A 26,066-nucleotide genomic window follows, 5' to 3' on the forward strand; every position below is an offset into this window, starting at 1 on the left:
GAAGGGGCCTCAGCGGGAAGTGGGTGAACTTCAACACGCTAAATTCCGGAGCGATGCCGACTCGCCGCGATCGGGTGACTCCCGCACGGGCACCGCGATCCCGCGAAATCAGGTCACCCCGACGCTCACCCGCGCTCCGCCCGGCGCGCGGAGGACATCACACGACGCCTAGAGCCCCAGTCCCCCCGGGTGCGCCAACCGCCACCCGAACCCCGGGTCCGGCACGTCCTTCGCCAGCGCCAGGTCCACCGTCTTCGCCGCCCCGTTCACCGTGAAGGTGACCCGCCCGACGACGTCGCCCTTGAACCCCGACTGGATCGGCCGCGTGGTCAGGTCCACCGCCACCGGCGTGTCCGACCAGACGATGAAGCTCTGGCCGGCCGTCGCGACGAGGTTGGAGGCCGCGCCCCACGGCGTCGTGTACGACCCGAAGACCTGGCCCGTCGTCGCCGCTGAGACCTCGTGGAAGCCGGATTGCATGCTGGTGAGCAGGCCCGTCACGCCCGCCCACAGCGTGTCGTGGTCGGCGGCGCCCAGCACCACGCCGAGCACACGGACCTTCTCTTTGCCGACCGGCACCTCCGCCGAGAACAGCAGGCAGAATCCCGCCTGGTCGGTGTTGCCGGTCTTGATGCCGTCCACCCCGTCCACGCCGAGCAGCGCGTTGGTGTTGTCCTGCGCGCCCGCACCCGGCAGCGTCGCCGACTTCTGCGAGACGATCGCGGAGAGCACGGGCGAGGCGAGCACGAGCTTGCCGATGCCGATCAGGTCTTTGGTGCTGCTCACGTTGCCGGGGTCGAGGCCGTCCGGGGTCACGATCTTCGTGCCGGTGAAGCCCTTGTCCTTCAGCCAGCCGTTCGCCGCCTTGACGTACGCGGAGGTCGAGCCGTACGCCCAGTTCGCGAGCGAGATGGCGTAGTTGTTCGCGGATGGGAGCAGCATCGCCGTCAGCGCCTGCTTCTCGGTCATCGACGTGCCGGCCTGCACCGGTGCCCACGAGCCGCCGTCAGCGACCACCTCGTGCCAGATGTCGACGTCCTTCTGCGTGAACGAGATGTTCGGCCCGTCGGCGTTGCCGTCCAGCGGCTTGGCCTGGAGGACGACCAGGGCGGTGATGGTCTTGGTCATGCTGGCGATCGGCATGCTGGCGTCGCTGCCGTGGGACTCGGTCGCGCCGGGATAGTCCGGCGCGGTGATCGCCGCCGCCCCGTAGCCCGGCCAGTTCAGCTGGGCCGCGGCCTGCGTGAGAGACTTCTCGTGCTGAGTGACGGCTGCGGTGGCGGGCACCGGCGTGATGATCGAGCCCACCAGGTAGAGCAGCGCGATCAACAGCACTCCCCCGACTCCGAAGACGACGATCCTGCGGCGGCGGTAGACCTGTCTGCGGTTCACACGGCGCGGCGGATCGGCGAGGACTTGCTGGGGCACCCTCGGATTCTATGGGGGCGCACCGAGGCATCCGCTGAGAACGCGCCTGCGGCCCTCAACGGCGGACACCGCGCTTGGAGGCTGTGGGGACCCTGCGCGACCGCCGGGTCCCCTGCCTCGTTTCTGATCTCTATTCCTGCAGCTCTTGCACCGTGTAGTGGAAGGCGTACGTTCTGCCGGGGTCCGGCGCAGTCGCGAATGCGACCTGGAAGGACGTTGGCGATACATTCTTGAGCATCGGGTCGACGGAAGGGTAAAGGACTCCGACGTTCTCCGGCGTCAGCGAAACGATCGGGCGCTGCCTGAACGTACGATTGAAGTAGAACGTGAACTGCGTTCCCGTCTTCACGCCTGTTCCGGGGACGAACTCGATCCGCCCCCGTCGATCGGTGCCCTGCACGCTGGCCTTGGCACCATCACCAGCAGGGCTCTCGACCCTCGGGACGGGCGAGATGCCGGTGCGTGCGTCGCTTGCGAGCACGAGACGGCCGGCAGACCCATCCTTCGGATACGCACCCCATTGGCGGAAGAGCGGCTGAAGCTGGACATCCGGGCCGTAGTTCTCGCCGATCCGCACCGCCACTCCGTCGTTGTTGTACCCGGTGACGCGGGTGCCGTACATCGCGAACCCGTTGCCCGACTTCAAGTCGATCATGAAGGGATTCGTGGTCTTGATCAGCTCGCGTGTGTTGAAGTCCCTGGCTGGCGCGCGATACCTTCCGAGCAGAGTCCCGCCGACAATCGCGATTCCACCGGGATCGATTCGCGTCGCCCCGGGGTGCCCGGACTCGAGATGGGCGATGGCGCCGCTGGGGCCGGCAGTGAGCGTTGGGGCGACCAAATCGAAGTTTTCGACATTCCCGATCTGGAGTAGAGCATCCTTGGCATCCGTTCGGGCGTCGGTCTCGAAATGGGGATAACTCAGTCGCGTGAACTCCGCCGGTCCTTTGTCCCACGACGAAGCGATACCGACAGACATCGCCACATTGCCGGAGCGTTCGATCCGGAGCCGATCGAAGTCGTTGGTGTTGCTTCTCGTGTCGCTCGTGACGCGCCAGGGATGGTCTCCGTGGTTCATCATGACGGCTGGCCAGAGCCCAGTGCCACACTCCTGAACCTGCAAATCGACATAGCGGCAGTTGGACGCGGCGTCGATGATGAACGCAGGTCCCTTCCAGTTGGAGAGCAATTGGACGTTGTCCAGCTGGACCTCGAACCCGGATCGCTGATGCAGCAGCGGTCCTGTGACATTATTCATTCCTCCCCAGAAGGTCAAACCTTCGATTCGTATCCCCACGCCATCCCACCAGAAGATCGGCGCGTCCGTTTCGTCCTTATTGATGATTCGGACTGGGGGTGTTCCGGAGTATGAGTGCGGAGTCGCGACGCTCCCGATCCAGCTATTGCTCGGGATCTGAATGTTGTTGCACTTGTAGACCCCCTTCTGAAACACAAGCCGCGCACCAGCACCGGCTGCCTCGTTGACCGCGGCCTGGATTCTCTCGGAGTGGTCCGTATCCCACGTTGGCCCGATCGAACGATCACGCGCTCGAATGACCAGCGACTCCACCGACGCCGGCGCCCTCCCGTCTTCGGTGGGAATGTGCTCGATCGGCACCTTCTTCTTTGCGTCCAGCGGCGCGACTCCGTTGGCTGCGCCCTTCGCGTTCGCGGGGATGGTCTCTTCGACAGCGGCGGCGGGCGCAGCAGTCGCGAGAGAGCCCGCTACACCGGCGGCAGCCGCGCCAAGGAATGCTCGCCTGCGTGTGTTTGTTTCCATATGCAGAATGTTATCCGCAATCATCTGCGGGACAACGCCAACCTCCGCCGCGGCGCGGCCCTCACCCCACCCGCATCGCCCACAGCGCCACCGCGCTCGCGGAGGCCACGTTCAGCGAGTCCACCCCGTGCAGCATCGGGATGGTGACCACCGTGTCGGCGGACGCGAGCGCTCGTCGACTCAACCCGTCGCCCTCCGAGCCGAACACGAGCGCCGCGCGCTCCGGTGCGCGGGCGGCGTACTCGTCCAGCCCGACCGCGTCGTCCGCGAGGGCCAGCGCCGCGATCTCGAACCCCGCCTCGTGCAGCAGCGGCGCCGCCTCGTCCCATTCCGGGATGCGCGTCCACGGCACCTGGAGGACGGTGCCCATGCTCACGCGCACGCTGCGCCGGTAGAGCGGGTCCGCGCAGCGCGGGCTCACCAGTACCGCGTCGGCGCCGAGGCCTGCGACGCTGCGGAAAATCGCCCCGACGTTCGTGTGATCCACGATGTCCTCCAACACCACGACCCGCCGTGCCCCCTCCAGCAGCGTGCGCGGGTCGGGCAGCTCCGGACGGTGCATCGCCGCCAGCGCCCCGCGGTGCAGGTGGTAGCCGGTGAGCTGCTCCAGCACCGCGGACTCCCCCACGAACACCGGCACCTCGGGATATCCGGCCAGCAGCGGCGCGACGTCGTCCAGCCACTGCTCCTGCAGCAGCACCGAGCGCGGGCGGTGGCCGGCGGCGAGCGCGCGCGTGATGACTTTGGTCGACTCCGCGATGTAGAGGCCGCCCTCCGGCTCGGTCACGCGCCGCAGCGCGACGTCGGTGAGGCGGGAGTAGTCGGCGAGGCCGTCGGCGGTCAGGTCGGTCACGCGATGGATCTGCACAGGTCCAGATTGCCAGTAGCCGGAAACAAACTCGAAAAGCGGCCGGTTTAGACTTCGGGGAGGAACGACCGGGAGGTGCCTGTGACCACGCTGACGACCGAGCTCTCGCCCGAGCTCTCGCGCGGCATCGATGAGGTCGAGGGCCTGCTCGCCGGACGCACGTTCGCGGTGCTGACCGGAGCCGGCGTATCGACCGACTCGGGCATCCCCGACTACCGCGGCGAGGGCGCGCCCAAGCGCTCGCCGATGACCTTCCAGCAGTTCCTGGCCGACGACCGATACCGCAAGCGCTACTGGGCCGGCAGCCACCTCGGCTACCGACGGTTCGCCGCCGCCCACCCCAACGACGGCCACCGCGCGCTCGCGGACCTGGAGAAGACGGGCGCAGCCAACGGCGTCATCACGCAGAACGTGGACGGCCTCCACAAGCAGGCGGGCAGCGGCCGCGTCGTGGACCTGCACGGCTCGATGGACCGCGTCGTCTGCCTGGTCTGCGGTCAGATCTTCGCGCGCGAGGCGATCACGGCGCGCATCGACGAGGCCAACCCGTGGCTGGAGACCGAGGGCGCCGTCGAGATCGCTCCGGACGGCGACGCGATCGTGACCGACGTCGACTCCTTCGTCGTGCCCGACTGCACGGTGTGCGGCGGCAGGCTGAAGCCCGACGTGGTGTTCTTCGGGGAGTTCATCCCCGCCGAGAAGTACCGGGAGGCCAGCGCCCTCGTGCGCGCGGCCGACGCGCTGGTCATCGCGGGCTCCTCGCTCGTGGTCAACTCGGGCATCCGGCTCCTGGAGGAGGCGCGCCGCAAGCGCCTCCCGATCGTCATCGTCAACCGCGGCGAGACCAAGGGCGACGCCCGGGCCACCGTTAAGCTGGACGGCGGGACCACGGAGACGCTGGTCGAGCTGGCGCGCCGGCTCGCCTAGCCCGACGCGCGTCCTTCGACGAAAGGACGTGCGTGACCTTCATCTCCCTCGTTCGGCACGGTCAGACCGACTGGAACCTGGCCAAGCGCATCCAGGGTTCCAGCGACATCCCGCTCAACGGGACGGGTCGCGCACAGGCCGACGCGACGGGCCGAGCGCTGGCGGGAGGCCGGTTCGACGCCGTCTTCGCCAGCCCGCTCAGCCGCGCGCTCGACACGGCGCGGATCATCGCAGAGCATCTGGGCCTCGGCGAGCCGGGCACCCTCCCGGCCGTGGCCGAGCGGCAGTACGGCGAGGCGGAGGGCCTGACCGGCGCCGAGATCCTCGAGCGCTGGCCGGAGGGCACGCCCGTGCCGGGACGCGAGACCCGTGAGGAGGTCGTCAAGCGCGCACTTCCCGCGCTGGTCGAGCTCGGCGGCGCCCACCCCGGCCAGAACCTGATCGTGGTCAGCCACGGCGGCGTCATCAGCTCGCTGGTCCGGCACGTGACGGATCACGCCCTGCCCGGGCCGGGCGAGGTCATCCCGAACGGCTCGGTGCACCGGTTCCGCTACGACGACGGCAGGCTGACGCTCGACCGGTTCAACTTGGGACCCGAGGACCGCGACCTGTTCACGGCGTCGGTGCTCTGAGCCTCGGTGCTCTGAGCGGCAGCGCGCGCGGCCCTGCTCAGCGCCTGCGCCGCGCCGCCCGGCTCGCCGTCGCCGTGATCACCGTGAGCAGGTGCTCCGCCGACGCCGTCCAGGTGAACCGCTCGGCCTCCCGCCGCGACGCCGCCGACCGCTGCGCCCATACGCCGGGCTCCTCGAGGTGCCGCACCCTGGCCGCGAGCGCGTCGGCGTCGTCGGCCGGGAAGTACAGCGCGGCCTCGCCCCCGATCTCGCGGAAGATCGGGATGTCGCTGACCGCCACCGGGGTGCCGAGCGTCATCGACTCCACCAGCGGGATGCCGAAGCCCTCGTCCCGCGACGCGGTCACCAGGGCCGTGGCACGCGCGAGCGTCTCCGCGTAGTCCTCGTCGGTCGCGCCGTCGTGGAACACCAGCCGCGCACCCGGCGCCAGGGCGGCGAGCCGTTCGCGCTCGGCCGGGCTCACGCGGCTCATCAGGTGGAGCTGGTAGTCGGGCAGCTGCGCCGCCGCGCGCACCAGGGTGTCCACGTTCTTGTACGGCATGAACGAGCCCATGTACACCAGGACCTTGGCCTCCGGGGCGGTGCGTGTCAGCCGCTCCGGCGGCAGCGCCGGCATGTCGGCCGCGTTCGGGACGACGTAGACGGGGCGCCGGGTCAGCCGGTGCTCCTCGATGAGGTCCTTGGTGGTCTCGGAGACGGTCACGACCGCATCCGACCGGTTCAGCAGCATCCGCTGCGGCCACCAGGCGAGGTGGTAGAGCCGCCACAGCCCGCGCACGAACGCCGGGAGGTCGCGCGGCGGCGTCCGGTGCCGGTAGTAGATCAGGTCGTGCACGGTGAGGATCAGCCGGTAGCGCCGCCCGAAGCTCCCCATCGTCTGCATCGGCGTGAACACGACGTCGGGCTTCAGCTTGTTGACCTGCCGGGCGACCAGCGGCTCCGTCGCGGCGGTCGGCGACGGGGCGAGCTCCCACGGGAGGTCCGGCAGCAGCTCGAGCTGGCGGTGGTCGCTGATCAGCATGGTGACGGCGTGCCGCTGGGCCAGCGCCCCAACGAGTCCAGCGGTGAACCGGCTGATGCCGTCGTGCCGCCCGATCCGGGTGTAGCGGCAGTCGAAGACGATCCTCACTCGTGCTCTCCCCCGGTGCTGCGGTCCCCGGCGAGGAAGTCCTCGATCGCCCGCGCGGCCTCCACCGGCTTCTCGTAGTGGATGAGGTGCCCGACACCGTCGATCTCCACCAGCCGCGCTTCGGGGAACAGCCCGCGCAGGCGGCGCTCCGCGGCGATCGGCGTGATGTCGTCGTCGACCGCGGCGACCAGCAGGGTCGGCTCGGGGATGCGTGCGGCGTACTCGCTGACGTCGTGCGAGACCGACGCCCGGAACGCCTGCAGCACGACGCGCCGGTCGCTGAACGCCGAGAAGTAGCTGTCGTGCTGACCGTGGATCCAGGCACGCAGCGACCGGTCGCGGGTCTTCGCCATCGCCTCGCTCATCACGCGCACGATGTGCCGGTTGCGCAGCAGCGCGAAGCCCAGGCGCTCCGGGAGGGCGGCCGCCATCCAGTAGTAGAAGATCGCCAGCCGGGTGAGCACGCCACGGGGACCCGCGAGCGCGGGCTGGCCGATCGGGTTGACGAGGACGACCGCATCGGGCCGGTCACCGGTCTCCTCCGCGAGGGTTGCGTCCTCCGCGAGCGTCGCCGCGACGACGATCGAACCGAACGAGTGCCCGAGCAGCACGACCTTCCCGCGGAGGCCGAGGGCCGCCACGAACGCGTGCAGCCAGGCCGAGTAGCCGTCGATGTCGTGGTCGTGCTCCGTCAGGGGCGTGGACTCGCCGAAGCCAGGGAGGTCGGGCGAGATCAGCCGCAGGCCCGCGCCGAACTGCGCGACCACCGGCTCCAGGCCGTGGTGGTCGCCGCGGAAGCCGTGCACGAGCACGAGCGTTGTGGCGGCGGCGGGGTCGCCGTACTCCCAGTAGCGGGTCATCCCGCCCAGCAGCGGGAGTTCGGCGCGGCGGACCGGGACGCGGCCCAGGGCCTCCGCGTACGGAGAGGCGGCTTCCCGGTACGGGGAGGCGGCGTACCGTGTCGAGGAGCTCATCGTCGTCCAGTCTAGGCCGGGTCACCGCGGGAACCCGGTGAATGCGGTCTCAGGACTGGACAGCGCACCGCCCGCAGGTCCTAGACTTCTCTGGATGTAATCGCTTGCATGACACCACCGTGCACGACCCCCGAGCCCGCTGCCCCGCAGGTGTGGCCGCTCGAGAAGGAGAACCGTGAGTTTCACCGCGCCCATCACGCTCCCCGGGCTCACCCTCGATCCGCAGTGGTACCGCCGAGCCGTGTTCTACGAGGTGATGGTGCGCTCGTTCGTGGACAGCAACGGCGACGGCTCGGGCGACATCGCGGGTCTGACCTCCAAGCTCGACTACCTGCAGTGGCTGGGGATCGACGCGCTCTGGCTGCCGCCGTTCTTCCAGTCGCCGCTGCGCGACGGCGGCTACGACGTGTCCGACTTCAAGGCGATCCTGCCGGAGTTCGGCACGATCGACGAGTTCCGCGACCTGGTCACCAAAGCGCACGAGCGCAACATGCGCATCATCATCGACCTGCCGATGAACCACACCTCCGACCAGCACGAGTGGTTCCAGCAGTCCCGCAGCGACCCGGAGGGGCCGTTCGGCGACTTCTACGTGTGGAACGACACCGACGACAAGTGGCCGGACATCCGCATCATCTTCGTCGACACCGAGGACTCCAACTGGGCGTTCGACGAGGCGCGCCGGCAGTTCTACTTCCACCGGTTCTTCTCCCACCAGCCCGACCTCAACTTCGAGAACCCGGCCGTGCACGACGCGATGTTCGACGTCGTCCGGTTCTGGCTCGACCTCGGCGTGGACGGCTTCCGCCTCGACGCCATCCCGTACCTCTACGAGTCGGACGAGGGCAACGGCGAGGGCGAGCCGCCCACCCACGAGTTCATCAAGCGGCTGCGGGTGATGGTCGATCGCGAGTACCCCGGCCGGATGATGATCGCGGAGGCGAACCAGTGGCCCCGCGAGGTCGCGGCGTTCTTCGGCTCGGAGGACGAGCCCGAGTGCCACATGGCGTTCGACTTCCCGGTCATGCCGCGCATCTTCTACGCGCTGCGCAGCCAGCAGGCGTCCGAGCTGATCCGGGTGCTGTCCGAGACCACCGACGTCCCCGAGGGGTCGGCCTGGGGCGTGTTCCTGCGCAACCACGACGAGCTCACCCTCGAGATGGTCAGCGAGGAGTACCGGCAGGCGATGTACGGCTGGTACGCCTACGACCCGCGGATGCGCGCCAACATCGGCATCCGCCGCCGCCTGGCGCCCCTGCTCGACAACTCGCGTGCCGAGCTGGAACTGGCGCACGCACTGCTGTTCTCGCTGGAGGGCAGCCCGTTCCTCTACTACGGCGACGAGATCGGCATGGGCGACAACATCTGGCTGCCGGACCGCGACAGCTCCCGCACCCCGATGCAGTGGACGCCCGACCGCAACGCCGGCTTCTCGAGCGCCGATCCCGGCAAGCTCTTCCTGCCGATCGTCCAGTCGCTCGTCTACCACTACAACCAGGTGAACGTGGAGGCGCAGCTCGCGCAGTCGCGGTCGCTGCTGCACTGGATCCGCAACGTCATCCACGTGCGCAAGGCGCACCCGGTGTTCGGCCTCGGCGACATGCGCGTGCTGCCCACCGACCACGAGTCCGTGCTCGCGTTCGTGCGCAGCTACACAGGCAGCGGGACGCACTTCGGCGATCAGTCGGAGGACGTCCTCTGCGTGTTCTCGTTCGCGCACAACCCGGTCTCGGTGACGCTGGAGGCGCCCGAGTTCGCCGGCAGCGCGCTGTTCGACCTGTTCGGCGGTGCGGAGTTCCCGACCGTGGCGGAGGACGGCCGGTTCACGCTGACGCTCGGCACCCAGAACTTCTACTGGCTGCACATCGAGCCGCCCAGGGCCTAGCCGTTTCCGCGGCACGCCAGCGCCATTCCCGGCGGCTGACGGAGGTCGTTCCTACGCTGGCTGCATGAGCGACTGGCATCACGAACTCGGCGTCTTCGATCTGGAGACCACCGGCGTGGACGTCGAGTCGGCGCGGATCGTCAGCGCCCATGTCGGGCTGCTGGGCGAGAACGGCGAGGTGAAGCACGGCCGGTACTGGCTGCTGGACCCCGAGGTCGAGATCCCGGCCGAGGCCACGGCGGTGCACGGCATCACGACCGAGCTGGCCAGGGAGAAGGGGATGGATGCCGGCGCGGGCGTCGAGGCGATCGTCGACCAGCTCCGCCGCCTGTTCGACCGCGGCATCCCGGTGGTCGCCTACAACGCGCCGTACGACTTCACACTGCTCGACCGGGAGGCCCGCCGGCACGGCATCGAGCCGCTGCACTCCCCCGGCCCGGTCATCGACCCGCTGGTGATCGACCGCGCGGTGGACCGCTACCGCCCGGGCAAGCGCACCCTGACGGTCACCGCGACGCACTACGGCGTCGAGCTGATCGCGGCGCACGACGCCGGCGCCGACGCGATCGCCGCCGGCCGGCTCGCCCAGGCGCTGGCCCACCGGCACGGCGAGGAGCTCGCCGTCGGCGCCCTGGAGCTGCACAGCAAGCAGGTGGACTGGTGCCGCGAGCAGGCCGCGGACTTCCAGGAGTACATGCGGCGCGTCCGCGACCCCGAGTTCACCGCCTCGGGCGCGTGGCCGGTGCACGCCTGGGAGGCCTGAGCGGTCCGCCGGCTCCCGCATCTTGGGGACTGCTGTACGTCTGGCCAGGCCGCTAGTGTTCGAGCATGAGTGACTCCGACCTGAACCCGCAGCCCCTCCCGCCCCAGCAGCCGCAGCAGCCGCAGTACGGCGCCTACCAGCAGCCCCAGCCGGCGGGATACAACACGATGTCGATCGTGGCGTTCATCCTCGCGTTCTTCGTGAGCATCGTGGGCATCATCCTGGGCTTCATCGCCCTCTCCCAGATCAAGCGCACCGGCGAGCAGGGCCACGGCCTCGCGCTCGCCGCCGTCATCATCGGCTTCGTCGAGGTGGCGATCGGCATCCTGGTCTTCATCCTGGTCCTCGTCGGCCTCGGCATCGCGGCCTCCCAGGGCTACAAGACGTACTGACCGATCGAGCGCACGCAGAAGGCCCCCGTCGTCGACGGGGGCCTTCTGTCCTGCGGCTTACTTGCCGAAGTTCTTGTAGCGCGTGTTGAACTTCTCGACACGGCCGGCCGAGTCGAGGATGCGCTGCTTGCCCGTGTAGAACGGGTGCGACTCGGAGGAGATCTCGACGTCGATGACCGGGTAGGTGTTGCCGTCCTCCCACTCGATGGTCTTCTCGCTGCTCACGGTGGAGCGGGTCAGGAAGGTCGCGCCCGAGGCCAGGTCGCGGAAAACCACGGGGGCGTAGTCGGGGTGGATGCCAGTCTTCATGAGGACTTCCTTGTTGCGTAGTGTTGGTCGGTCGTGTCCGCGCGCGTCAGCGCGATGACGGGAAGCTTTTCGGTCCGCACCTGCACGATCGACGGATCGCGCGGGGAACCAGCTATCGAGTTTAGCAGATGCGTCAGGCGCTCGCGGCCTGACGCGCCCGGGCGGTGAAGCGGCCCTCGGTCTCGGTGAGCTCCACGTCGACGCCGAACGTCTCGCTCAGCGACTCGCTGGTCAGCACCTCGCCGATCGGTCCGGACGCGGTGACGCGGCCGTCCTTGAGCAGGAGCGCGCGGTTGAAGCCGAGCGGGATCTCCTCGACGTGGTGGGTGACCATGACGATCGCCGGGGACTTCGGGTCGCTCGCGTACCCGCCGAGCAGCTGCACGAGCTCCTCGCGGCCGCCGAGGTCGAGGCTCGCGGCGGGCTCGTCGAGCAGCAGGATCTCCGGGTCGGTCATGACCGAGCGCGCGATCTGCACGCGCTTCTGCTCGCCGTCGCTCAGGCTGCCGAAGGTGCGCTCGGCGAGGTGGTCGAGGTGCCACTCGGAGAGCACGCGCCGCGCGCGGCGCTCGTCGATGTCCTCGTACAGCTCGTTCCAGCGGCCGGTCACCGCGTAGGCCGCGGTCATGACAACGTCGAGCACGCGCTCGGTGCGCGGGATGCGCCGGGCCAGCGCCGTCGACGCGAAGCCGATCAGCGGGCGCAGCTCGGACAGGTCGCTGTGGCCGACGGTCTCGCCGAGCACCACGGCCTCCCCCGACGACGGGTGGATGGCCGCGGCGGCGATCTGCAGCATCGTGGTCTTGCCCGCGCCGTTCGGGCCCAGGATGACCCAGCGCTCGTCCGGCTCCACCGTCCACTCGACGCCTTGGAGGACGGGGTTGCCGTCCCGGACTACGGACACGTCGTGAAGTCGGAGAACACTGCCTGCCATGCGGTCTAGCCTACCGGCGTCAGGCGGAGGTCAACGACCGGTAGACTGCCCGGGTCTGCTCGGCGATCGCCGTCCAGCTGAACTCGGTCTCGGCGCGCACGCGGCCCGCTGCGCCCATCCGCGCCGCGCGTTCGGGGTCGCCGACGACCTCGGTCAGCGCCGCAGCCAGATCGCGGACGAACGCCTCCGGGTCGGTGGGCGTCCCCGTGCCGTCGTGGAGCTGGTCGATGGGCACCAGGCGCCCGGTCACGCCGTCGACGATCACCTCGGGGATGCCGCCGGTCGCGGTGCCGACCACGGGGAGGCCGCACGCCATCGCCTCCAGGTTCACGATCCCGAGCGGCTCGTAGATCGACGGGCAGACGAAGACCGTGGAGACCGTGAGCGCCGCGCGCAGCTCGTCGTTCGGGAGCAGCCGGTCGATCCAGACGACGCCGTCGCGCTCGGCCTGCAGCCCCTCGACCAGCCCGGTCACCTCGGCGAGGATCTCCGGGGTGTCGGGAGCGCCGGCGCACAGGATGACCTGCACCTCCGGCGGCAGCAGGCGCGCGGCGCGCAGCAGGTACGGGAGGCCCTTCTGCCGGGTGATCCTCCCGACGAAGATCACGGCGGGCCGGTCGGGGTCGATGCCGAGCGCGCGCGCCTTGTCGCCGTCGTGCAGCGGGGTCCAGCGCTCCAGGTCGATGCCGTTGTAGACGACGGTGACCTTCTGCGGGTCCAGCGAGGGGTACGACGCCAGGATGTCGCGGCGCATGCCGTCGCTCACCGCGATGACGGTGTCCGCCGCCTCGAACGCGGTCTTCTCGATCCAGCTCGAGACGCGGTAGCCGCCGCCGAGCTGCTCCGCCTTCCACGGCCGCAGCGGCTCCAGGCTGTGCGCGGTGACGACGTGCGGGACGCCGTGCAGGAGCTTGGCCAGGTGGCCGCCGGCGTTGGCGTACCAGGTGTGCGAATGGACCACATCCGCTCCCCCGCAGTCCTGCGCCATCTGGAGGTCGACCCCGAGCGTCGTGATCGACCCGTTGGCCGCGGCGAGCTCGGCGGGGACCCGGTACGCGAAGGTGTCGGCCTCGTCGCGCGGCTCGCCGAAGCAGCGCACGCGGACCTCCGTGTCGGTCCGCAGCGCGCGGACCAGCTCGGTCACGTGCACCCCGGCGCCGCCGTAGATGTCCGGCGGGTACTCCTTGGTCAGAAGATCAACGCGCATGTCGAGAACGCTAGTACAGCCCTCCTGTTGCCTCTACTGTGGTGCCTATGGCAGCAGGCAAGAAGATCTTCGGCATCGTGCTCGCGGGCGGGGAGGGGAAGCGGTTGATGCCGTTGACCGCCGACCGCGCGAAGCCCGCTGTGCCGTTCGGCGGACAGTACCGGCTCATCGACTTCGCGCTGTCCAACCTGATCAACTCGCAGCTCCGCCAGATCGTCGTGCTCACGCAGTACAAGTCGCACAGTCTCGACCGGCACGTGTCGCAGACCTGGCGGCTCGACGGGATGCTGAACTCCTACATCGCCTCGGTGCCGGCCCAGCAGCGGCTCGGCAAGCGCTGGTTCAGCGGCTCGGCCGACGCCATCCTGCAGAGCCTCAACCTGCTGCGCGACGAGCGGCCCGACATCGTCGTGGTGGTCGGCGCCGACCACGTCTACCGCATGGACTTCGCGCAGATGCTGCAGGCCCACGTGGACTCGGGTGCGCCCGCGACGGTCGCCGCGATCCGCCAGCCGATCTCGCTCGCCGACCAGTTCGGCGTGATCGAGGTGGACGCGGCCAAGCCGGACCGCATCGCCGCGTTCCGCGAGAAGCCGACCGACCCGGTGGGCCTGCCCGGCTCCCCGGACGAGGTGCTCGCCTCGATGGGCAACTACGTGTTCGACGCTGACGCGCTCATCGACGCGGTCGTCCGCGACGGCGACCGCCCCGACTCGAACCACGACATGGGCGGCGACATCATCCCCGACTTCGTGGCGCGCGGCGAGGCCGCGGTCTACGACTTCAACAACAACGACGTGCCGGGCTCGACGGATCGCGACCGCTACTACTGGCGCGACGTGGGAACGATCGACTCGTTCTTCGAGGCGCACCAGGACCTCATCTCGGCGCTGCCGGTGTTCAACCTGTACAACCGGGAGTGGCCGATCTTCAGCCAGGTGCTCAACTCGCCTCCGGCCAAGATCGTCCGCGACGGCCGCGGGGCGCTGGGCACCACGATCGACTCGATCGTCTCGCTCGGCTCGGTGATCTCCGGCTCCCACCTGGAGCGCAGCGTCCTCGGCCCGTGGGCCACGGTCGCCTCCGGCGCCAAGGTGGTGGACTCCGTCGTGTTCGAGCGCGCCGTGATCGAGCCGAACGCGTTCGTCGGCCGCGCGATCCTCGACAAGGACGTCGTCGTGGCCGAGGGCGCCAGGATCGGCGTCGACCCCGAGCGCGACCGCGCCCGCGGCTTCACGGTCACCGAGTCCGGGATCACCGTCGTCGGCAAAGGGGTGCACGTCGTCCCATGACGTCAGGACATCCACACGACGGCATCCGTCCCTCCGAGCGGGCCGCGCGCTTCCTCGTCGTCCTCGACGCCGACTCCACCCTGATCCACGATGAGGTGATCGAGCTGCTGGCCGAGGAGGCCGGCTCGCGCACCGAGGTCGCCGACATCACCGAGCGGGCCATGCGCGGCGAGCTCGACTTCGAGGAGAGCCTGCGCGAGCGGGTCCGCACACTGGCGGGCCTCCCGGTCTCGGTCTTCGAGCGCGTCGGGGAGCGCATCCGCGTCACCGACGGCGTGCCGGAGCTCATCGCCGGCGTGCAGGCCGCGGGCGGCGAGGTGGGCGTGGTCTCCGGCGGCTTCCACGAGCTGCTGGACCCGCTCGGCGAGCGGCTGGGCCTCGACCACTGGCGGGCGAACCGCCTCGCTGTCGCGGACGGCGTGCTGACCGGGGAGGTCGACGGCCCGGTGGTCGACGCCGCCGCCAAGGCGCAGGCCCTGCTGTTCTGGGCCGCCGAGGCCGGCGTGCACCTGCGGCAGACCGTCGCGATCGGCGACGGCGCCAACGACCTGCGGATGATGGCGGAGGCCGGGCTGGCCGTGGCCTTCAACGCCAAGCCGCGCGTGCGCGAGGAGGCCGACCTGGTCATCGACCGCCAGGACCTGGCCCAGGTGCTCCCCCTCCTGGGCCTCCGCGGCTGACGAAGCACGAAGGGCACGTCGTTGTCACTTTCGGCGCCCGGAAGTGACAACGACGTGCCCCTCGACGGATGCTAGTGGCCCATGCCGAGGCCGCCGTCGACGGGGATGACGGCGCCGGACACGTAGCCCGCGTCGTCGCCGGCGATCCAGGTGACCACACGGGCGACCTCGTTCGCGGACGCGAAGCGGCCGGCCGGGATGTTCCTCTTGTACTCGGCCTGCTGGGCTTCCGGGAGCGCGGCGGTCATGTCGGTCTCGATGAAGCCGGGCGCCACCACGTTCGCAGTGATCCCGCGGCCGCCGAGCTCGCGCGTGATGGAGCGGGCCATGCCGACCAGTCCTGCCTTGCTGGCTGCGTAGTTCACCTGGCCTGCGGAACCGTACAGGCCCACGACGCTCGAGATCAGCACGATGCGGCCCCAGCGCGCCTTGAGCATCCCCTTGGAGGCGCGCTTGACGACGCGGAACGCCCCGCCGAGGTTGGTCTCCACGACGCTGTCGAACTCCTCGTCGCTCATGCGCATGAGCAGGGTGTCCTTGGTGATGCCCGCGTTCGCGACGACGACCTCGACCGGGCCGAGCTCGGCCTCCACCTGGGTGAACGCGGCGTCGACGGAGGCGGCGTCGGTGACGTCCGCGCGCACCGTGAGCGCGCCGGCCGGGCCCTCGCCCGAGCGCGCCGTCACCGCGACGCGGTGGCCCTGAGCGAGGAACTCCTCGGCGATCGCGTAACCGATCCCCCGGTTCCCTCCGGTGACGAGCACAGTGCGCGGCGTGGTCATGCAGACGATCCTTTCGACGATTCGGCCCGGAGCGGGCCTGTACCAGTTTATGGACGTACTCTGGAGTCAACGCACATGAAGCAATCACGCCCGTCCATCACGAATCTCCCGCTCTCCCCGGACGAGGAGCGCAAGCGCCGGATGATCAAGTACTCCGTCGCCATGGGGGTCCGTATCGTCTGCCTCATCGTCGCGCTCATCGTCGGCTGGCCGTGGGGCGCGATCCCGCTGATCGGGGCGGTCTTCCTGCCGTACTTCGCCGTCGTGATCGCGAACGTCGGCGCAGAGCCGCATGAAGCGGAAGCACAGCGTCCAGGCAATATCCTTCCGATGGCGCCTCCACCCGGGGGCCGCGCCGAAGACACCGGCGACAAGCCCGCGGATGCGGGCCGGCAGGAGGAGGACACGTGATCGGACTGGGCGAACCAGAGCCGCTCACCTGCTCGCGCGCCGGCTGCCGCGAGACGGCGTCCTGGCGGGTCGAATGGCGCAACCCGCGCATCCACACCGCCGACCGGGTGAAGGTGTGGCTGGCCTGCGGCGAGCACGTGGACTACCTGCGCGAGTTCCTCGCGGCGCGGGAGTTCCCGGTGACGGTCGTCCCCGTCGACTCCGAGCGGACGAGCGCGTGACCGGCCAGGAGCGGACGTCCGTCGGCTGGAGTTTCGCGTTCTCCCGCCGCTGGTTCGGCTACCTCGCGTTCGCCATCGTGTTCGCCATCGCGTGCGGCTTCCTCTCGAACTGGCAGCTCGCCCGCAGCAAGGAGGCCGCGGCCGCGAACGCGCTGATCGCGGCGAACTTCTACTCGCACCCGGTGCCGCTCGACCAGGAGCTCCCGTCGCTCGGCGCGTACTCGCCCGCCCAGGAGTGGACGCGCGTGACCGTGACCGGCACCTACGAAAAGGACAAGGAGATCCTGGCCCGCAACCGCCCGTTCAACGGCAGCCCGGGCTTCGAGGTGCTCACTCCACTGCGCACGGCCGACGGCTCGCTGTTCATCGTCGACCGCGGCTGGGTCCCGACCGGCAACAACACCGACTCCCCCGACCACGTGCCGGCCGCGCCGTCCGGCACCGTGACCGTCGTCGCCCGGCTCAAGGCGAGCGAGCCGGCCATTCAGGGCCGCACCGGGGTCGGGATGCAGGTCGGGACCATCCAGCTCTCGGTCGTCAAGCAGAAGCTCGGCGGCGCCGACGTCTACACCGGCGCGTACGGCCTGCTGGCGTCGCAGAAGCCCAGCCCGGCGAGCGCGCCGGCCCCGACCGTCACGGACCCGCCGACGCAGGACGAGGGCCTGCACTGGTCATACATGATCCAGTGGATCATCTTCGCTCTGATCGGCTTCTTCGGGCTCGGCTACGCACTGCGCACCGAGTACCGCAAGCGCAACGAGCACGACCCCGCCGAGCAGGCCCGCGCCGCCGAGCGCGCCCGCCGCCGGGCGCTCAAGCGCACCGACTCCGACGTGGAGGACGAACTGCTCGACGCGCGCTGATCGCGCCTCAGCGCAGGTTACGCGAGCGAGATCAGGTCGAGGTAGTCGCGGTTCCAGTGGTCCTCGACGCCGTCGGGGAGGATGAGGACGCGCTCGGGGTTCAGGGCCTCCACGGCGCCCTCGTCGTGGCTGACCAGCACGACAGCGCCCTCGTAGTGCGCGAGCGCGTCGAGGATCTCCTCACGGCTCGCCGGGTCCAGGTTGTTCGTCGGCTCGTCGAGCAGCAGCACGTTCGCGCCGGACACCACGATCATCGCCAGCGCGAGCCGGGTCTTCTCCCCGCCCGAGAGCACGCCGGCCGGCTTGTGCGCGTCGTCGCCGGTGAACAGGAACGAGCCCAGCACCTTGCGCGCCTCCGTCTCGGTGAGCGAGGGCGACGAGGAGACCATGTTCTGCAGCACGGAGCGGTCGACGTCGATCGTCTCGTGCTCCTGCGCGTAGTAGCCGATGCGGAGGCCGTGCCCCGGCTCCACCTGTCCGGTGTCCGGCTTGTCGACGCCCGCGAGCATCCGCAGCAGCGTGGTCTTGCCCGCGCCGTTCAGGCCGAGCACCACCACCTTCGAGCCGCGGTCGATCGCGAGGTCCACGGCCGTGAAGATCTCCAGCGAGCCATAGCTCTTCGAAAGGTCGGAGGCCTGCAGCGGGGTGCGGCCGCACGCGGCAGGGGTCGGGAAGCGCAGCTTGGCGACCCGGTCGACCTGGCGCACCTCCTCCAGGCCGGAGAGGAGTTTCTCGGCGCGCGCGACCATCTGGTGCGCCGCGGCGGCCTTGGTCGCCTTGGCGCCGAACTTGGCCGCCTGGAGCTGCAGGGCGGACGCCTTCTTCTCGGCGTTGACGCGCTCCTTCTTGCGGCGCTCCTCGTCGGCCGCGCGCTGGCGCTGGTAGTTCTTCCAGCCCATGTTGTAGATGTCGATCACCTGGCGGTTGGCGTCCAGGTAGAAGACACGGTTGACCGTCTCGCCGACCAGCTCCACGTCGTGGGAGATGACGATGAAGCCGCCGGAGTAGTTCTTGAGGAAGTCCCGCAGCCAGACGACGGAGTCGGCGTCGAGGTGGTTGGTCGGCTCGTCCAGGATCATCGTGCGCGCGTCGGAGAACAGGATGCGGGCGAGCTCGATGCGGCGGCGCTGACCTCCCGAGAGGGTCTTCAGCGGCTGGTCCAGGATGCGGTCGGGCAGGTTCAGGTTGGAGGCGATGGAGGCCGCCTCGGCCTCGGCGGCGTACCCGCCGTGCATGTGGAACTGCTCCTCCAGCCGGCCGTACTTCTTCATGGCCGCCTCCGACACCGACGGGTCGTCGCTGGCCATGTCGTGCGTGGCCTGGTGCATCCCGAGGACGATCGAGCCGAGGCCGCGGGCGTCGAGGATGCGCGTACGCGCGAGGTCGTCGAGGTTGCCCGATCGCGGGTCCTGCGGGAGGTAGCCGAGCTCGCCCGACCGGTCGACCTTGCCGGCCGTGGGCAGCAGGTCGCCCGCGAGCACCTTGGTCAGCGTGGTCTTGCCGGCGCCGTTGCGGCCGACGAGCCCGATCTTGTCGCCGTCCGCCACGCGGAAGCCGACGTTCTCCATCAGCAGGCGGGCGCCGACGCGCAGTTCGAGGTCGTGCACGGCGAGCACAGTGGTGGTCCTTACGTTGTTCGGTGGTCAGACGGAAGTCCCGGCACTCTCGTGCCGGGACCTCATCGTCGGAAATCAGATAGCGAAGCCGAGGGCGCGCATCATGTCGCGGCCGTCGTCGGTGATCCGCTCGGGACCCCACGGCGGCATCCACACCCAGTTGATGCGGAAGGCCTCGACGATGCCGTCGAGGGACTCTGCGGTCTGCTCCTCGAGCACGTCGGTGAGCGGGCAGCCGGCGCTCGTGAGCGTCATCGAGATGATGAGGGCGTTGTTCTCCTCATCCCAGGCCAGGTCGTAGATGAGGCCCAGGTCGACGACATTGATCCCGAGCTCCGGGTCCATGACGTTCTTCAGCGCCTCTTCGACTTCGTCGAAGAGCGCGGGGCTCAGCGTGGCGGGCATATCGGGATTCTACGCTTCGGCCAGGTCGACCGCGTCGGCCTTGGCGGGCTCGGGGGCGTCGACGAAGCGGTCGTAGCCTTCCTCCTCCAGGCGCTCGGCGAGCTCGGGGCCGCCCTCCTCGGCCACCCGGCCGGCGACGAAGACGTGCACGAAGTCCGGCTTGATGTAGCGGAGGATGCGCGTGTAGTGCGTGATCAGCATGATGCCGAGCCCGGTGTTGGCCTTGGCACGGTTGACGCCCTCCGACACGACCTTGAGCGCGTCGACGTCGAGGCCCGAGTCGGTCTCGTCCAGGACGGCGAACTTCGGCTTGAGGAGTTCGAGCTGCAGGATCTCGTTGCGCTTCTTCTCGCCGCCCGAGAAGCCCTCGTTGACGTTGCGCTCGGCGAACGAGGAGTCCATGCGGAGCTGGCCCATCGTCTCGCGGACGTCCTTGACCCAGGTGCGGATGGCGGGCGCCTGGCCGTCGATCGCGGTCTTGGCGGTGCGGAGGAAGTTGGTGTTGGTCACACCGGGGATCTCGACCGGGTACTGCATGGCGAGGAACAGGCCGGCGCGGGCGCGGGCGTCGACGGTCATCGCGAGGACGTCCTCGCCGTCGAGCGTGATGGTGCCGCTGGTGACCGTGTACTTCGGGTGGCCGGCGATCGTGTAGGCCAGGGTGGACTTGCCCGAGCCGTTGGGGCCCATGATGGCGTGGATCTCACCCTCGCGGATGGTCAGGTCGACGCCGTTGAGGATGGGCTTGACACCCTGGTCCGTCTCGACGGTGACGTGCAGGTCGCGGATCTCGAGGACTGACATGTGCTTACTGAATCTCTTTCGTAACGGTCGGGTCGATGTAGACGTCTCCGTCGATGACCTCGACCTGGAAGACGGGGACCGGCTCGTAGGCCGGGAGGTTGAGCGGCTTGCCCGTGATGAGCGAGAACTGGGAGCCGTGCGCCCAGCACTCCAGCGTCTCGCCCTCGATGAAGCCCTCGGCGAGGGAGATCTCGCCGTGCGTGCAGGTGTCGCCGATGGCGTGGATGTCGCCGTTCGAGTCCTTGACGACCGCGATCGGGACGCCGTCGACCACCACGCGGGTGGCCTGGTTCTCGACCAGCTCGGCCGCCGAGGCGACCCGGGTGCCCGCCATCAGCTCGCCGCCGTGACGGAGACCGTCAGCTCGGCCTCGATGGCCGTCTGCAGGTGCTCCTGCAGCGCGGGCGAGCCGATCTGCTGGACGATCTCGAAGAGGAAGCCGCGCACGACCAGGCGTCGCGCCTCCTCCTCGGTGATGCCGCGCGACTGCAGGTAGAACAGCTGCTCGTCGTCGAAGCGTCCCGTGGCGCTGGCGTGGCCGGCTCCGACGATGTCGCCGGTCTCGATCTCGAGGTTGGGCACCGAGTCCGCGCGGGCGCCGTCGGTCAGGACGAGGTTGCGGTTCTGCTCGTAGGTGTCGGTGCCGACGGCCTTCGGGCCGATCAGCACGTCGCCGATCCACACCGTGCGCGCCCCCTCGCCCTGCAGCGCGCCCTTGTACGTCACGCGGCTGCGGGTCTCCGGGCCGTCGTGGTGCACGAACACCTGCTGCTCGAGGTGCTGGGAGGCGTCGGCGAAGTAGGCGCCGAGCAGGGTCGCGTCCGACCGCGCGCCGACGAGGTGCGCCGACGGGTTGAGCCGGACGACGCCGCCGCCGAGGGTGACGGCGACGTGCTTGAGGCGCGCGCCCTCGGCCAGCTCGGCGAAGTGCGCGGCGACGTGCAGCGCGTCGTCGTCCCACTCCTGCACCGAGACGACCGTGAGGTTCGCGTCGGGGCCGAGCAGGAACTCGACGTTCTCGGTCAGGTGCGCTGCGCCGCTGTTCTGCAGGATGAGCGTGGCGTGGGCGCCGGGGGCGACCTCCACCACGGTGTGCGCGGCGCGGGCGGCCCCGCCGAGGGCGGCGCGGGTGAGCGTCGCCTCCTCGACCTCGTCGCCCGAGATCGACACGAGCAGCGCCTGCTCGAAGTTCGTCCAGGCGTTCGCCGAGGCGCGGTCCTCCGGGATGCCGGCGGCGCCGACACGGGCGTCGTCGCGGGCGATCCACGCGGCCGTCACGCCGGGGGCCGGCGTGAGGTCGAAGACGTACGGCGACCCGTCCAGCTCACCGGAGATGAGCTCGGCGAGGCGGGCGACCGGGGTGTGCTTCCACATGACCTCGCGGCCGGTGACCTCCGGGAAGTCGGCGACCTGGGTGGAGGTGAACCGCTCGGAGCGGGTCTGGACCGGGACCGGGGCGCGCAGGTGCCGCGGCGCCGGCGCTGGGGTGTCCTGGGTCTGCGTCGGGGTACTGGGGGTCGTCATATCAGCCGACAGAGCCTTCCATGCCCATCTCGATGAGCTTGTTGAGTTCGAGTGCGTATTCCATCGGGAGCTCGCGAGCGATCGGCTCGATGAAGCCGCGGACGATCATCGCCATGGCCTCGTCCTCCGGGAGCCCCCGGGACATCAGGTAGAACAGCTGCTCCTCGCTCACGCGGGAGACGGTGGCCTCGTGGCCGAGCTGCACGTCGTCGACGCGGATGTCGATCGCCGGGTAGGTGTCGGACCGGGAGATCGTGTCGACCAGCAGGGCGTCGCAGCGCACGGTGTTCGCGGCGTGGTGCGCGTTCGCGTCCACCCGGACCTCGCCGCGGTAGCCGGCGCGGCCGCCGCCGCGGGCGATCGACTTCGAGACGATCGACGACTGCGTGTACGGCGCCATGTGAATCATCTTCGCGCCGGCGTCCTGGTGCTGGCCCGGGCCCGCGAAGGCGACAGACAGGGTCTCGCCCTTGGCGTGCTCGCCCATCAGGTAGATCGACGGGTACTTCATCGTCACCTTGGAGCCGATGTTGCCGTCGATCCACTCCATGGTCGCGCCCTCGGCGGCCGTGGCGCGCTTCGTGACCAGGTTGTAGACGTTGTTCGACCAGTTCTGGATGGTCGTGTAGCGAACGCGGGCGTTCTTCTTGACGATGATCTCGACGACCGCGGAGTGCAGCGAGTCGGACTTGTAGATCGGCGCCGTGCAGCCCTCGATGTAGTGCACGTAGCTGCCCTCGTCGGCGATGATCAGCGTGCGCTCGAACTGGCCCATGTTCTCGGTGTTGATCCGGAAGTAGGCCTGCAGCGGGATCTCGACCCGGACGCCCTTCGGGACGTACACGAACGACCCGCCCGACCAGACGGCCGTGTTGAGCGCCGCGAACTTGTTGTCGCCGGCCGGGATGACGGTGCCGAAGTACTCCTCGAAGATCTCGGGGTGCTCGCGCAGCGCTGTGTCGGTGTCGAGGAAGATGACGCCCTGCTCCTCCAGGTCCTCGCGGATCTGGTGGTAGACGACCTCGGACTCGTACTGCGCGGCGACGCCGGCGACGAGGCGCTGGCGCTCGGCCTCCGGGATGCCGAGCTTCTCGTAGGTGTTGCGGATGTCCTCCGGCAGGTCCTCCCAGCTCTGGGCCTGCTTCTCGGTGGAACGGACGAAGTACTTGATGTTGTCGAAGTCGATCTCGGAGAGATCGGCGCCCCAGGTGGGCATCGGCTTGCGCTCGAAGAGCTGGAGGGCCTTGAGGCGGCGCTGCAGCATCCACTCCGGCTCGTTCTTCAGAGCGGAGATGTCCTTGACCACCTCCGGTCCGAGCCCGCGACGTGCGGATGCGCCCGCCGCGTCGGAGTCCGCCCAGCCGAACTCGTACTGCCCGAGGCTCGCGAGTTCCGGCCGGTCGATCAGGATGTCTGACATATCTACCTCGTTTCCTACCACTCTCAACCGAATATGATTCCGGCTCATTCCACTCCCGGCGTGCGTCTGCCCGGCGCCGGATGCGTCTTGATTGTGCGGGTGGCTTTGCTGCGTACTGACACAGTGCGTACCTAGACTGATCGAGGACACGGGCGACAGTGCCCCGGCCGCAGGCGAGGAAACGCCTGCGAGCACGCGCAGGGTAGCGCGTTTCTCGAACCCACCAATTCTACAGGTGCGAAGCGGTAATAGTAGAGGCGCGCCTGCACGTTGGCCGAGTATCGATCAGATCTGAGGAACCCAGGAACATATGAAGCGCATCATCGCGTGGCTGCCCGACCGTGTCGACCGGCGCACCAGGGTCGTCGCCTGGATCTACCTCGCGGCTCAGATCCTGCTCGTGACGACCGGTGGCGCCGTGCGCCTCACCTCCAGCGGCCTCGGCTGCCCGACCTGGCCGAAGTGCACGGCGGACTCCCTCGTGAACACGCCGGAGATGGGCATCCACGGCGTGATCGAGTTCGGCAACCGGATGCTCGGCGGCGTCCTCGCCGTCCTGGCGATCCTGGCCTTCCTGTCGGTCGTCCGACTCCTGCGGAGCCGCGCCGATCTGTTCTGGCTGTCGTTCGCCGCCGGTCTCGGCGTGCCCTTCCAGGCCGTCCTCGGCGGCATCACCGTCCTCACCGGCCTGAGCTGGTGGGTGGTCGGGATGCACTTCATCGCCTCGATGATCCTGGTCGTGCTCACCACGGTCTTCCTGGTCCGCGTCTACGCGGTCCCCGGTCCCCGCGTGCGCGCGGTGCCGGGCTGGTACGCGGCGACCGCGTACGCGACGAGCGTCGTCGTCGCCGTGACGATCGTGTTCGGCATCGTCACGACGGGTTCCGGTCCGCACGCCGGCGACGCGAAGACCCCGCGCAACGGCCTGAACCCCGAGATCATCGAGCACGTGCACGCCATCCCGGCGTACCTGACCTTCGCGCTGACACTCGTGCTCGTCGTGGGCGCCTGGCGCATCCGCAGCACGCCGGTGCACCGCTTCACGCTGCTGCTGCTCGCGGTCGAGCTCGTCCAGATCGCCGTGGGGCTGATCCAGTCGAACACCGGGCTCCCCGGCGTCCTGGTCGGCCTCCACATGACGCTCGCGGCCACACTCGCGGCGGTGATGACCGCGGTCGTCCTGTCCCTGAAGGCCAGCGCTCCGCGCGCCGCGGTCCCGGCCGGCTCAGCCGCGGACGTCGTCGCGGCGTAGCACCCCGGTCAGCGCCTCGCGCTGCTCGCCGCGGAACTCCACCGGGTGCGGCTGCGCGCCGGCGAAGTCGAAACCGACCCGTCCGGCCAGGCGGCGGCTCGCCTCGTTGCCCGGCAGGTACTCCCAGTGCAGCCGGTCGAAGCCGAGGCCGGCGGGCGACAGCGCGTGCGCGCAGATCGCCGTGAGCGCCTCAGTCATCACTCCCCGGCCGCGCGCCGACGGCGCGAGCCAGCAGCCGAGCGAGGCCGCGCCGTCCGCCTCGTCGCGCCGCACCTCGACCGCCCCGACCAGGGGCGCCGTGGTGCTCTCGCGGACCGCCCACACCGTGAACCGACCGCTGGCCAGCCCGTGCGGCGCATAGTCGCGCACGAAGAACTCGGCGCTCTCGCGCGTATACGGCTCCGGCAGCGGGATCCAGCGCAGGACCTCGGGGTCCTGGCACGCCTCCAGGACGGCGGCGATGTCGCTCTCCCGCGGCGCGTCGAGAACGAGCCGGGCCGTCCTCAGCGCCTGCACGCTCAGAACGGTAGCAGCGGATCTATCGCCACGGCGAGGAAGATGAGCGTCAGGTAGGCGATGGAGCCGTGGAACACGCGCATCGGCGACACGTGCTCGTGGCGGATCGCCAGGTTGTAGAGGCGGTGCGACTCGTACAGGAACCAGCCGCCTGCGCCCAGCGAGACCACCGTGTACAGCAGCCCCATGTGCGCCACCGGGATGAGCAGCAGCGAGCACGCGACCATCGCCCACGCGTACAGGATGACCTGCAGGCCGACGACGGTGCGGCCGCGGACGACGGCGAGCATGGGCACGCCGGCCTCCTTGTAGTCCTCGCGGTACTTCATCGACAGCGGCCAATAGTGCGGCGGCGTCCAGAGGAAGATGATGCCGAACAGGATGACCGGCGGCCAGGCGAGCGAGCCGGTGACGGCCGCCCAGCCGATCAGCACGGGCATGCAGCCGGCGACGCCTCCCCAGACGATGTTCTGGGCGGTGCGGCGCTTGAGGATGAGCGTGTAGAAGACGACGTACAGCAGGATGGCGCCCACCGAGAGCGCCGCCGCCAGCCAGTTCGTGAAGAAGCCGAGCACCAGCACGGAGGCGATGCCGAGCGCCCACGCGAACACGAGCGCCTCGCGGTCGCTCAGCTCGCCGGTGACCAGCGGCCGGTTCTTGGTGCGGCGCATCACGCGGTCGATGTCGCGGTCGATGTAGCAGTTGAACGCGCCGGCCGAGCCTGCGGACATGTAGCCGCCGACCACGGTGGCCAGCACCAGCCAGAGGTTCGGGATGCCGTGCGCGGCCAGGATCATCGTCGGAACGGTCGTGACGAGCAGCAGCTCCACCACGCGCGGCTTGGTGAGGGCGAGGTACGCCTTCGCCTTGCGCGCGACGCCGATGCGGCCCGCCGGTTCGACACGGCTCTCTACGACGACGTCCATTGCTCCTCGGTTTACAGGAATCGTGCGGTCCCGGGACGCCGGTCTCACGGAGTGCCCCGGCGACTGTGCGGATTGTTACAGACCGCGACCAGTCTACGACACGGGCGCAGTTCCGCAGTGTTCCGC

The 26,066-nt window shown here is 69.5% G+C and carries 28 protein-coding genes; 11 read left to right on the forward strand and 17 right to left on the reverse strand.

Going from position 1 to position 26,066, the window contains the following annotated elements; all coding sequences use genetic code 11:
• Positions 1–168 precede the first annotated feature (168 nt).
• From AC3A3H_RS14680 to AC3A3H_RS14690, 3 genes are all read right to left on the reverse strand, one after another.
• The gene (locus AC3A3H_RS14680; protein WP_487615284.1) at positions 169–1,428 is read right to left on the reverse strand and encodes a D-alanyl-D-alanine carboxypeptidase family protein; all 1,260 of its coding nucleotides are present in this window, start codon (positions 1,426–1,428) and stop codon (positions 169–171) included.
• A 130-nt stretch (positions 1,429–1,558) separates the two neighbouring features.
• Entirely contained in the window at positions 1,559–3,208 is a 1,650-nt protein-coding gene (locus AC3A3H_RS14685) for a hypothetical protein (protein ID WP_487615285.1), read from the reverse strand.
• 61 nt (positions 3,209–3,269) lie between these two features.
• Positions 3,270–4,076, reverse strand: a complete 807-nt coding sequence (locus AC3A3H_RS14690) for a TrmH family RNA methyltransferase (RefSeq protein WP_487615286.1) — start codon at positions 4,074–4,076, stop codon at positions 3,270–3,272.
• 81 nt (positions 4,077–4,157) lie between these two features.
• Here AC3A3H_RS14690 and AC3A3H_RS14695 point away from each other — a divergent pair, with 81 nt between their 5' ends.
• Both AC3A3H_RS14695 and AC3A3H_RS14700 read left to right on the forward strand, forming a co-directional pair.
• A complete protein-coding gene (locus tag AC3A3H_RS14695) occupies positions 4,158–5,003 on the forward strand; it encodes a Sir2 family NAD-dependent protein deacetylase (protein WP_487615287.1) in 846 nt (281 codons plus the stop codon).
• Between the two features lie 32 nt (positions 5,004–5,035).
• On the forward strand, positions 5,036–5,635 hold the full coding sequence (locus AC3A3H_RS14700) for a histidine phosphatase family protein (protein WP_487615288.1): 600 nt from the start codon (positions 5,036–5,038) through the stop codon (positions 5,633–5,635).
• 37 nt (positions 5,636–5,672) lie between these two features.
• Here the strand turns inward: AC3A3H_RS14700 and AC3A3H_RS14705 are convergent, their stop codons facing one another.
• The gene (locus AC3A3H_RS14705; RefSeq protein ID WP_487615289.1) at positions 5,673–6,764 is read right to left on the reverse strand and encodes a glycosyltransferase family 4 protein; all 1,092 of its coding nucleotides are present in this window, start codon (positions 6,762–6,764) and stop codon (positions 5,673–5,675) included.
• A complete protein-coding gene (locus AC3A3H_RS14710) occupies positions 6,761–7,738 on the reverse strand; it encodes an alpha/beta fold hydrolase (RefSeq protein WP_487615290.1) in 978 nt (325 codons plus the stop codon). Before AC3A3H_RS14710 ends, AC3A3H_RS14705 begins: the two co-directional genes overlap by 4 nt.
• Before the next feature lie 175 nt (positions 7,739–7,913).
• On the opposite strand from AC3A3H_RS14710, the gene treS reads away from it, so the two are divergent.
• The 3 genes from treS (at position 7,914) to AC3A3H_RS14725 (ending at position 10,778) form a co-directional block, all read left to right on the forward strand.
• The gene (treS, locus tag AC3A3H_RS14715; protein ID WP_487615291.1) at positions 7,914–9,623 is read left to right on the forward strand and encodes a maltose alpha-D-glucosyltransferase; all 1,710 of its coding nucleotides are present in this window, start codon (positions 7,914–7,916) and stop codon (positions 9,621–9,623) included.
• A gap of 64 nt (positions 9,624–9,687) precedes the next feature.
• Positions 9,688–10,386: an exonuclease domain-containing protein gene (locus tag AC3A3H_RS14720; RefSeq protein WP_487615292.1), complete on the forward strand. Its 699-nt coding sequence runs from the start codon at positions 9,688–9,690 to the stop codon at positions 10,384–10,386.
• Positions 10,387–10,451: 65 nt separating this feature from the next.
• The gene (locus AC3A3H_RS14725) at positions 10,452–10,778 is read left to right on the forward strand and encodes a DUF4190 domain-containing protein (protein WP_487615293.1); all 327 of its coding nucleotides are present in this window, start codon (positions 10,452–10,454) and stop codon (positions 10,776–10,778) included.
• Between the two features lie 57 nt (positions 10,779–10,835).
• On the opposite strand, the gene AC3A3H_RS14730 is transcribed toward AC3A3H_RS14725, so the two are convergent.
• The 3 genes from AC3A3H_RS14730 to glgA all read right to left on the reverse strand — a co-directional run bounded on the left by AC3A3H_RS14730 (position 10,836) and on the right by glgA (position 13,228).
• Positions 10,836–11,087 (reverse strand): type B 50S ribosomal protein L31, encoded by a 252-nt coding sequence (locus AC3A3H_RS14730; RefSeq protein WP_487615294.1) that lies wholly within the window; start codon positions 11,085–11,087, stop codon positions 10,836–10,838.
• 133 nt (positions 11,088–11,220) lie between these two features.
• On the reverse strand, positions 11,221–12,021 hold the full coding sequence (locus tag AC3A3H_RS14735; protein ID WP_487615295.1) for an ABC transporter ATP-binding protein: 801 nt from the start codon (positions 12,019–12,021) through the stop codon (positions 11,221–11,223).
• A gap of 19 nt (positions 12,022–12,040) precedes the next feature.
• Positions 12,041–13,228, reverse strand: coding sequence for a glycogen synthase (glgA, locus tag AC3A3H_RS14740; RefSeq protein WP_487615296.1), 1,188 nt, complete (start codon positions 13,226–13,228; stop codon positions 12,041–12,043).
• Positions 13,229–13,275: 47 nt separating this feature from the next.
• Here glgA and AC3A3H_RS14745 point away from each other — a divergent pair, with 47 nt between their 5' ends.
• Together AC3A3H_RS14745 and serB are read left to right on the forward strand one after the other, a co-directional pair.
• Entirely contained in the window at positions 13,276–14,520 is a 1,245-nt protein-coding gene (locus tag AC3A3H_RS14745) for a glucose-1-phosphate adenylyltransferase (protein ID WP_487615297.1), read from the forward strand.
• Entirely contained in the window at positions 14,517–15,200 is a 684-nt protein-coding gene (gene serB / locus AC3A3H_RS14750; protein ID WP_487615298.1) for a phosphoserine phosphatase SerB, read from the forward strand. Before AC3A3H_RS14745 ends, serB begins: the two co-directional genes overlap by 4 nt.
• 71 nt (positions 15,201–15,271) lie before the next feature.
• Here the strand turns inward: serB and fabG are convergent, their stop codons facing one another.
• The gene (gene fabG / locus AC3A3H_RS14755; RefSeq protein WP_487615299.1) at positions 15,272–15,982 is read right to left on the reverse strand and encodes a 3-oxoacyl-ACP reductase FabG; all 711 of its coding nucleotides are present in this window, start codon (positions 15,980–15,982) and stop codon (positions 15,272–15,274) included.
• A 75-nt stretch (positions 15,983–16,057) separates the two neighbouring features.
• Here fabG and AC3A3H_RS14760 point away from each other — a divergent pair, with 75 nt between their 5' ends.
• The 3 genes from AC3A3H_RS14760 to AC3A3H_RS14770 are packed head-to-tail and all read left to right on the forward strand — an operon-like array spanning position 16,058 to position 17,477.
• On the forward strand, positions 16,058–16,393 hold the full coding sequence (locus AC3A3H_RS14760) for a DUF3099 domain-containing protein (protein WP_487615300.1): 336 nt from the start codon (positions 16,058–16,060) through the stop codon (positions 16,391–16,393).
• The gene (locus AC3A3H_RS14765) at positions 16,390–16,614 is read left to right on the forward strand and encodes a hypothetical protein (RefSeq protein WP_487615301.1); all 225 of its coding nucleotides are present in this window, start codon (positions 16,390–16,392) and stop codon (positions 16,612–16,614) included. The genes AC3A3H_RS14760 and AC3A3H_RS14765 overlap by 4 nt, the downstream gene beginning before the upstream one ends.
• Entirely contained in the window at positions 16,611–17,477 is an 867-nt protein-coding gene (locus AC3A3H_RS14770; protein WP_487615302.1) for an SURF1 family cytochrome oxidase biogenesis protein, read from the forward strand. The genes AC3A3H_RS14765 and AC3A3H_RS14770 overlap by 4 nt, the downstream gene beginning before the upstream one ends.
• Positions 17,478–17,494: 17 nt before the next feature.
• Here AC3A3H_RS14770 and AC3A3H_RS14775 read toward each other — a convergent pair whose 3' ends face one another.
• From AC3A3H_RS14775 to sufB, 6 genes are all read right to left on the reverse strand, one after another.
• Positions 17,495–19,093, reverse strand: a complete 1,599-nt coding sequence (locus AC3A3H_RS14775) for an ABC-F family ATP-binding cassette domain-containing protein (protein WP_487615303.1) — start codon at positions 19,091–19,093, stop codon at positions 17,495–17,497.
• Positions 19,094–19,168: 75 nt separating this feature from the next.
• Entirely contained in the window at positions 19,169–19,498 is a 330-nt protein-coding gene (locus AC3A3H_RS14780; RefSeq protein WP_055916008.1) for a metal-sulfur cluster assembly factor, read from the reverse strand.
• A 9-nt stretch (positions 19,499–19,507) separates the two neighbouring features.
• The gene (gene sufC, locus AC3A3H_RS14785; RefSeq protein ID WP_487615304.1) at positions 19,508–20,302 is read right to left on the reverse strand and encodes a Fe-S cluster assembly ATPase SufC; all 795 of its coding nucleotides are present in this window, start codon (positions 20,300–20,302) and stop codon (positions 19,508–19,510) included.
• Positions 20,303–20,306: 4 nt separating this feature from the next.
• On the reverse strand, positions 20,307–20,636 hold the full coding sequence (locus tag AC3A3H_RS14790; protein WP_434317644.1) for a non-heme iron oxygenase ferredoxin subunit: 330 nt from the start codon (positions 20,634–20,636) through the stop codon (positions 20,307–20,309).
• Complete coding sequence (gene sufD / locus AC3A3H_RS14795; RefSeq protein WP_487615305.1) at positions 20,636–21,826, reverse strand: Fe-S cluster assembly protein SufD; 1,191 nt, start codon at positions 21,824–21,826, stop codon at positions 20,636–20,638. Before sufD ends, AC3A3H_RS14790 begins: the two co-directional genes overlap by 1 nt.
• Before the next feature lies 1 nt (position 21,827).
• Entirely contained in the window at positions 21,828–23,246 is a 1,419-nt protein-coding gene (gene sufB / locus AC3A3H_RS14800; protein ID WP_487615306.1) for a Fe-S cluster assembly protein SufB, read from the reverse strand.
• Positions 23,247–23,556: 310 nt separating this feature from the next.
• On the opposite strand from sufB, the gene AC3A3H_RS14805 reads away from it, so the two are divergent.
• A complete protein-coding gene (locus AC3A3H_RS14805) occupies positions 23,557–24,498 on the forward strand; it encodes a COX15/CtaA family protein (protein ID WP_487615307.1) in 942 nt (313 codons plus the stop codon).
• Here AC3A3H_RS14805 and AC3A3H_RS14810 read toward each other — a convergent pair.
• Together AC3A3H_RS14810 and AC3A3H_RS14815 are read right to left on the reverse strand one after the other, a co-directional pair.
• A complete protein-coding gene (locus AC3A3H_RS14810) occupies positions 24,472–25,014 on the reverse strand; it encodes a GNAT family N-acetyltransferase (RefSeq protein WP_487615308.1) in 543 nt (180 codons plus the stop codon). The two genes, AC3A3H_RS14805 and AC3A3H_RS14810, sit on opposite strands and share 27 nt — an antisense overlap.
• Before the next feature lie 2 nt (positions 25,015–25,016).
• Positions 25,017–25,940, reverse strand: a complete 924-nt coding sequence (locus AC3A3H_RS14815) for a heme o synthase (RefSeq protein ID WP_487615309.1) — start codon at positions 25,938–25,940, stop codon at positions 25,017–25,019.
• Positions 25,941–26,066: the final 126 nt, after the last annotated feature.

The sequence above is a fragment of the Leifsonia sp. Soil_N53 genome, assembly GCF_057655165.1.

Coding starts and splice junctions, on each gene's coding strand:
- AC3A3H_RS14780 (WP_055916008.1), bottom strand. CDS start 19,498: ATGCCCGCCACGCTGAGCCCCGCGCTCTTCGACGAAGTCGAAGAGGCG.
- sufB (WP_487615306.1), bottom strand. CDS start 23,246: ATGTCAGACATCCTGATCGACCGGCCGGAACTCGCGAGCCTCGGGCAG.
- AC3A3H_RS14805 (WP_487615307.1), top strand. CDS start 23,557: ATGAAGCGCATCATCGCGTGGCTGCCCGACCGTGTCGACCGGCGCACC.
- AC3A3H_RS14760 (WP_487615300.1), top strand. CDS start 16,058: ATGAAGCAATCACGCCCGTCCATCACGAATCTCCCGCTCTCCCCGGAC.
- sufC (WP_487615304.1), bottom strand. CDS start 20,302: ATGTCAGTCCTCGAGATCCGCGACCTGCACGTCACCGTCGAGACGGAC.
- AC3A3H_RS14730 (WP_487615294.1), bottom strand. CDS start 11,087: ATGAAGACTGGCATCCACCCCGACTACGCCCCCGTGGTTTTCCGCGAC.
- AC3A3H_RS14745 (WP_487615297.1), top strand. CDS start 13,276: ATGGCAGCAGGCAAGAAGATCTTCGGCATCGTGCTCGCGGGCGGGGAG.
- AC3A3H_RS14720 (WP_487615292.1), top strand. CDS start 9,688: ATGAGCGACTGGCATCACGAACTCGGCGTCTTCGATCTGGAGACCACC.
- glgA (WP_487615296.1), bottom strand. CDS start 13,228: ATGCGCGTTGATCTTCTGACCAAGGAGTACCCGCCGGACATCTACGGC.
- AC3A3H_RS14815 (WP_487615309.1), bottom strand. CDS start 25,940: ATGGACGTCGTCGTAGAGAGCCGTGTCGAACCGGCGGGCCGCATCGGC.
- AC3A3H_RS14790 (WP_434317644.1), bottom strand. CDS start 20,636: ATGGCGGGCACCCGGGTCGCCTCGGCGGCCGAGCTGGTCGAGAACCAG.
- sufD (WP_487615305.1), bottom strand. CDS start 21,826: ATGACGACCCCCAGTACCCCGACGCAGACCCAGGACACCCCAGCGCCG.
- AC3A3H_RS14725 (WP_487615293.1), top strand. CDS start 10,452: ATGAGTGACTCCGACCTGAACCCGCAGCCCCTCCCGCCCCAGCAGCCG.
- fabG (WP_487615299.1), bottom strand. CDS start 15,982: ATGACCACGCCGCGCACTGTGCTCGTCACCGGAGGGAACCGGGGGATC.
- AC3A3H_RS14735 (WP_487615295.1), bottom strand. CDS start 12,021: ATGGCAGGCAGTGTTCTCCGACTTCACGACGTGTCCGTAGTCCGGGAC.
- AC3A3H_RS14685 (WP_487615285.1), bottom strand. CDS start 3,208: ATGGAAACAAACACACGCAGGCGAGCATTCCTTGGCGCGGCTGCCGCC.
- AC3A3H_RS14710 (WP_487615290.1), bottom strand. CDS start 7,738: ATGAGCTCCTCGACACGGTACGCCGCCTCCCCGTACCGGGAAGCCGCC.
- serB (WP_487615298.1), top strand. CDS start 14,517: ATGACGTCAGGACATCCACACGACGGCATCCGTCCCTCCGAGCGGGCC.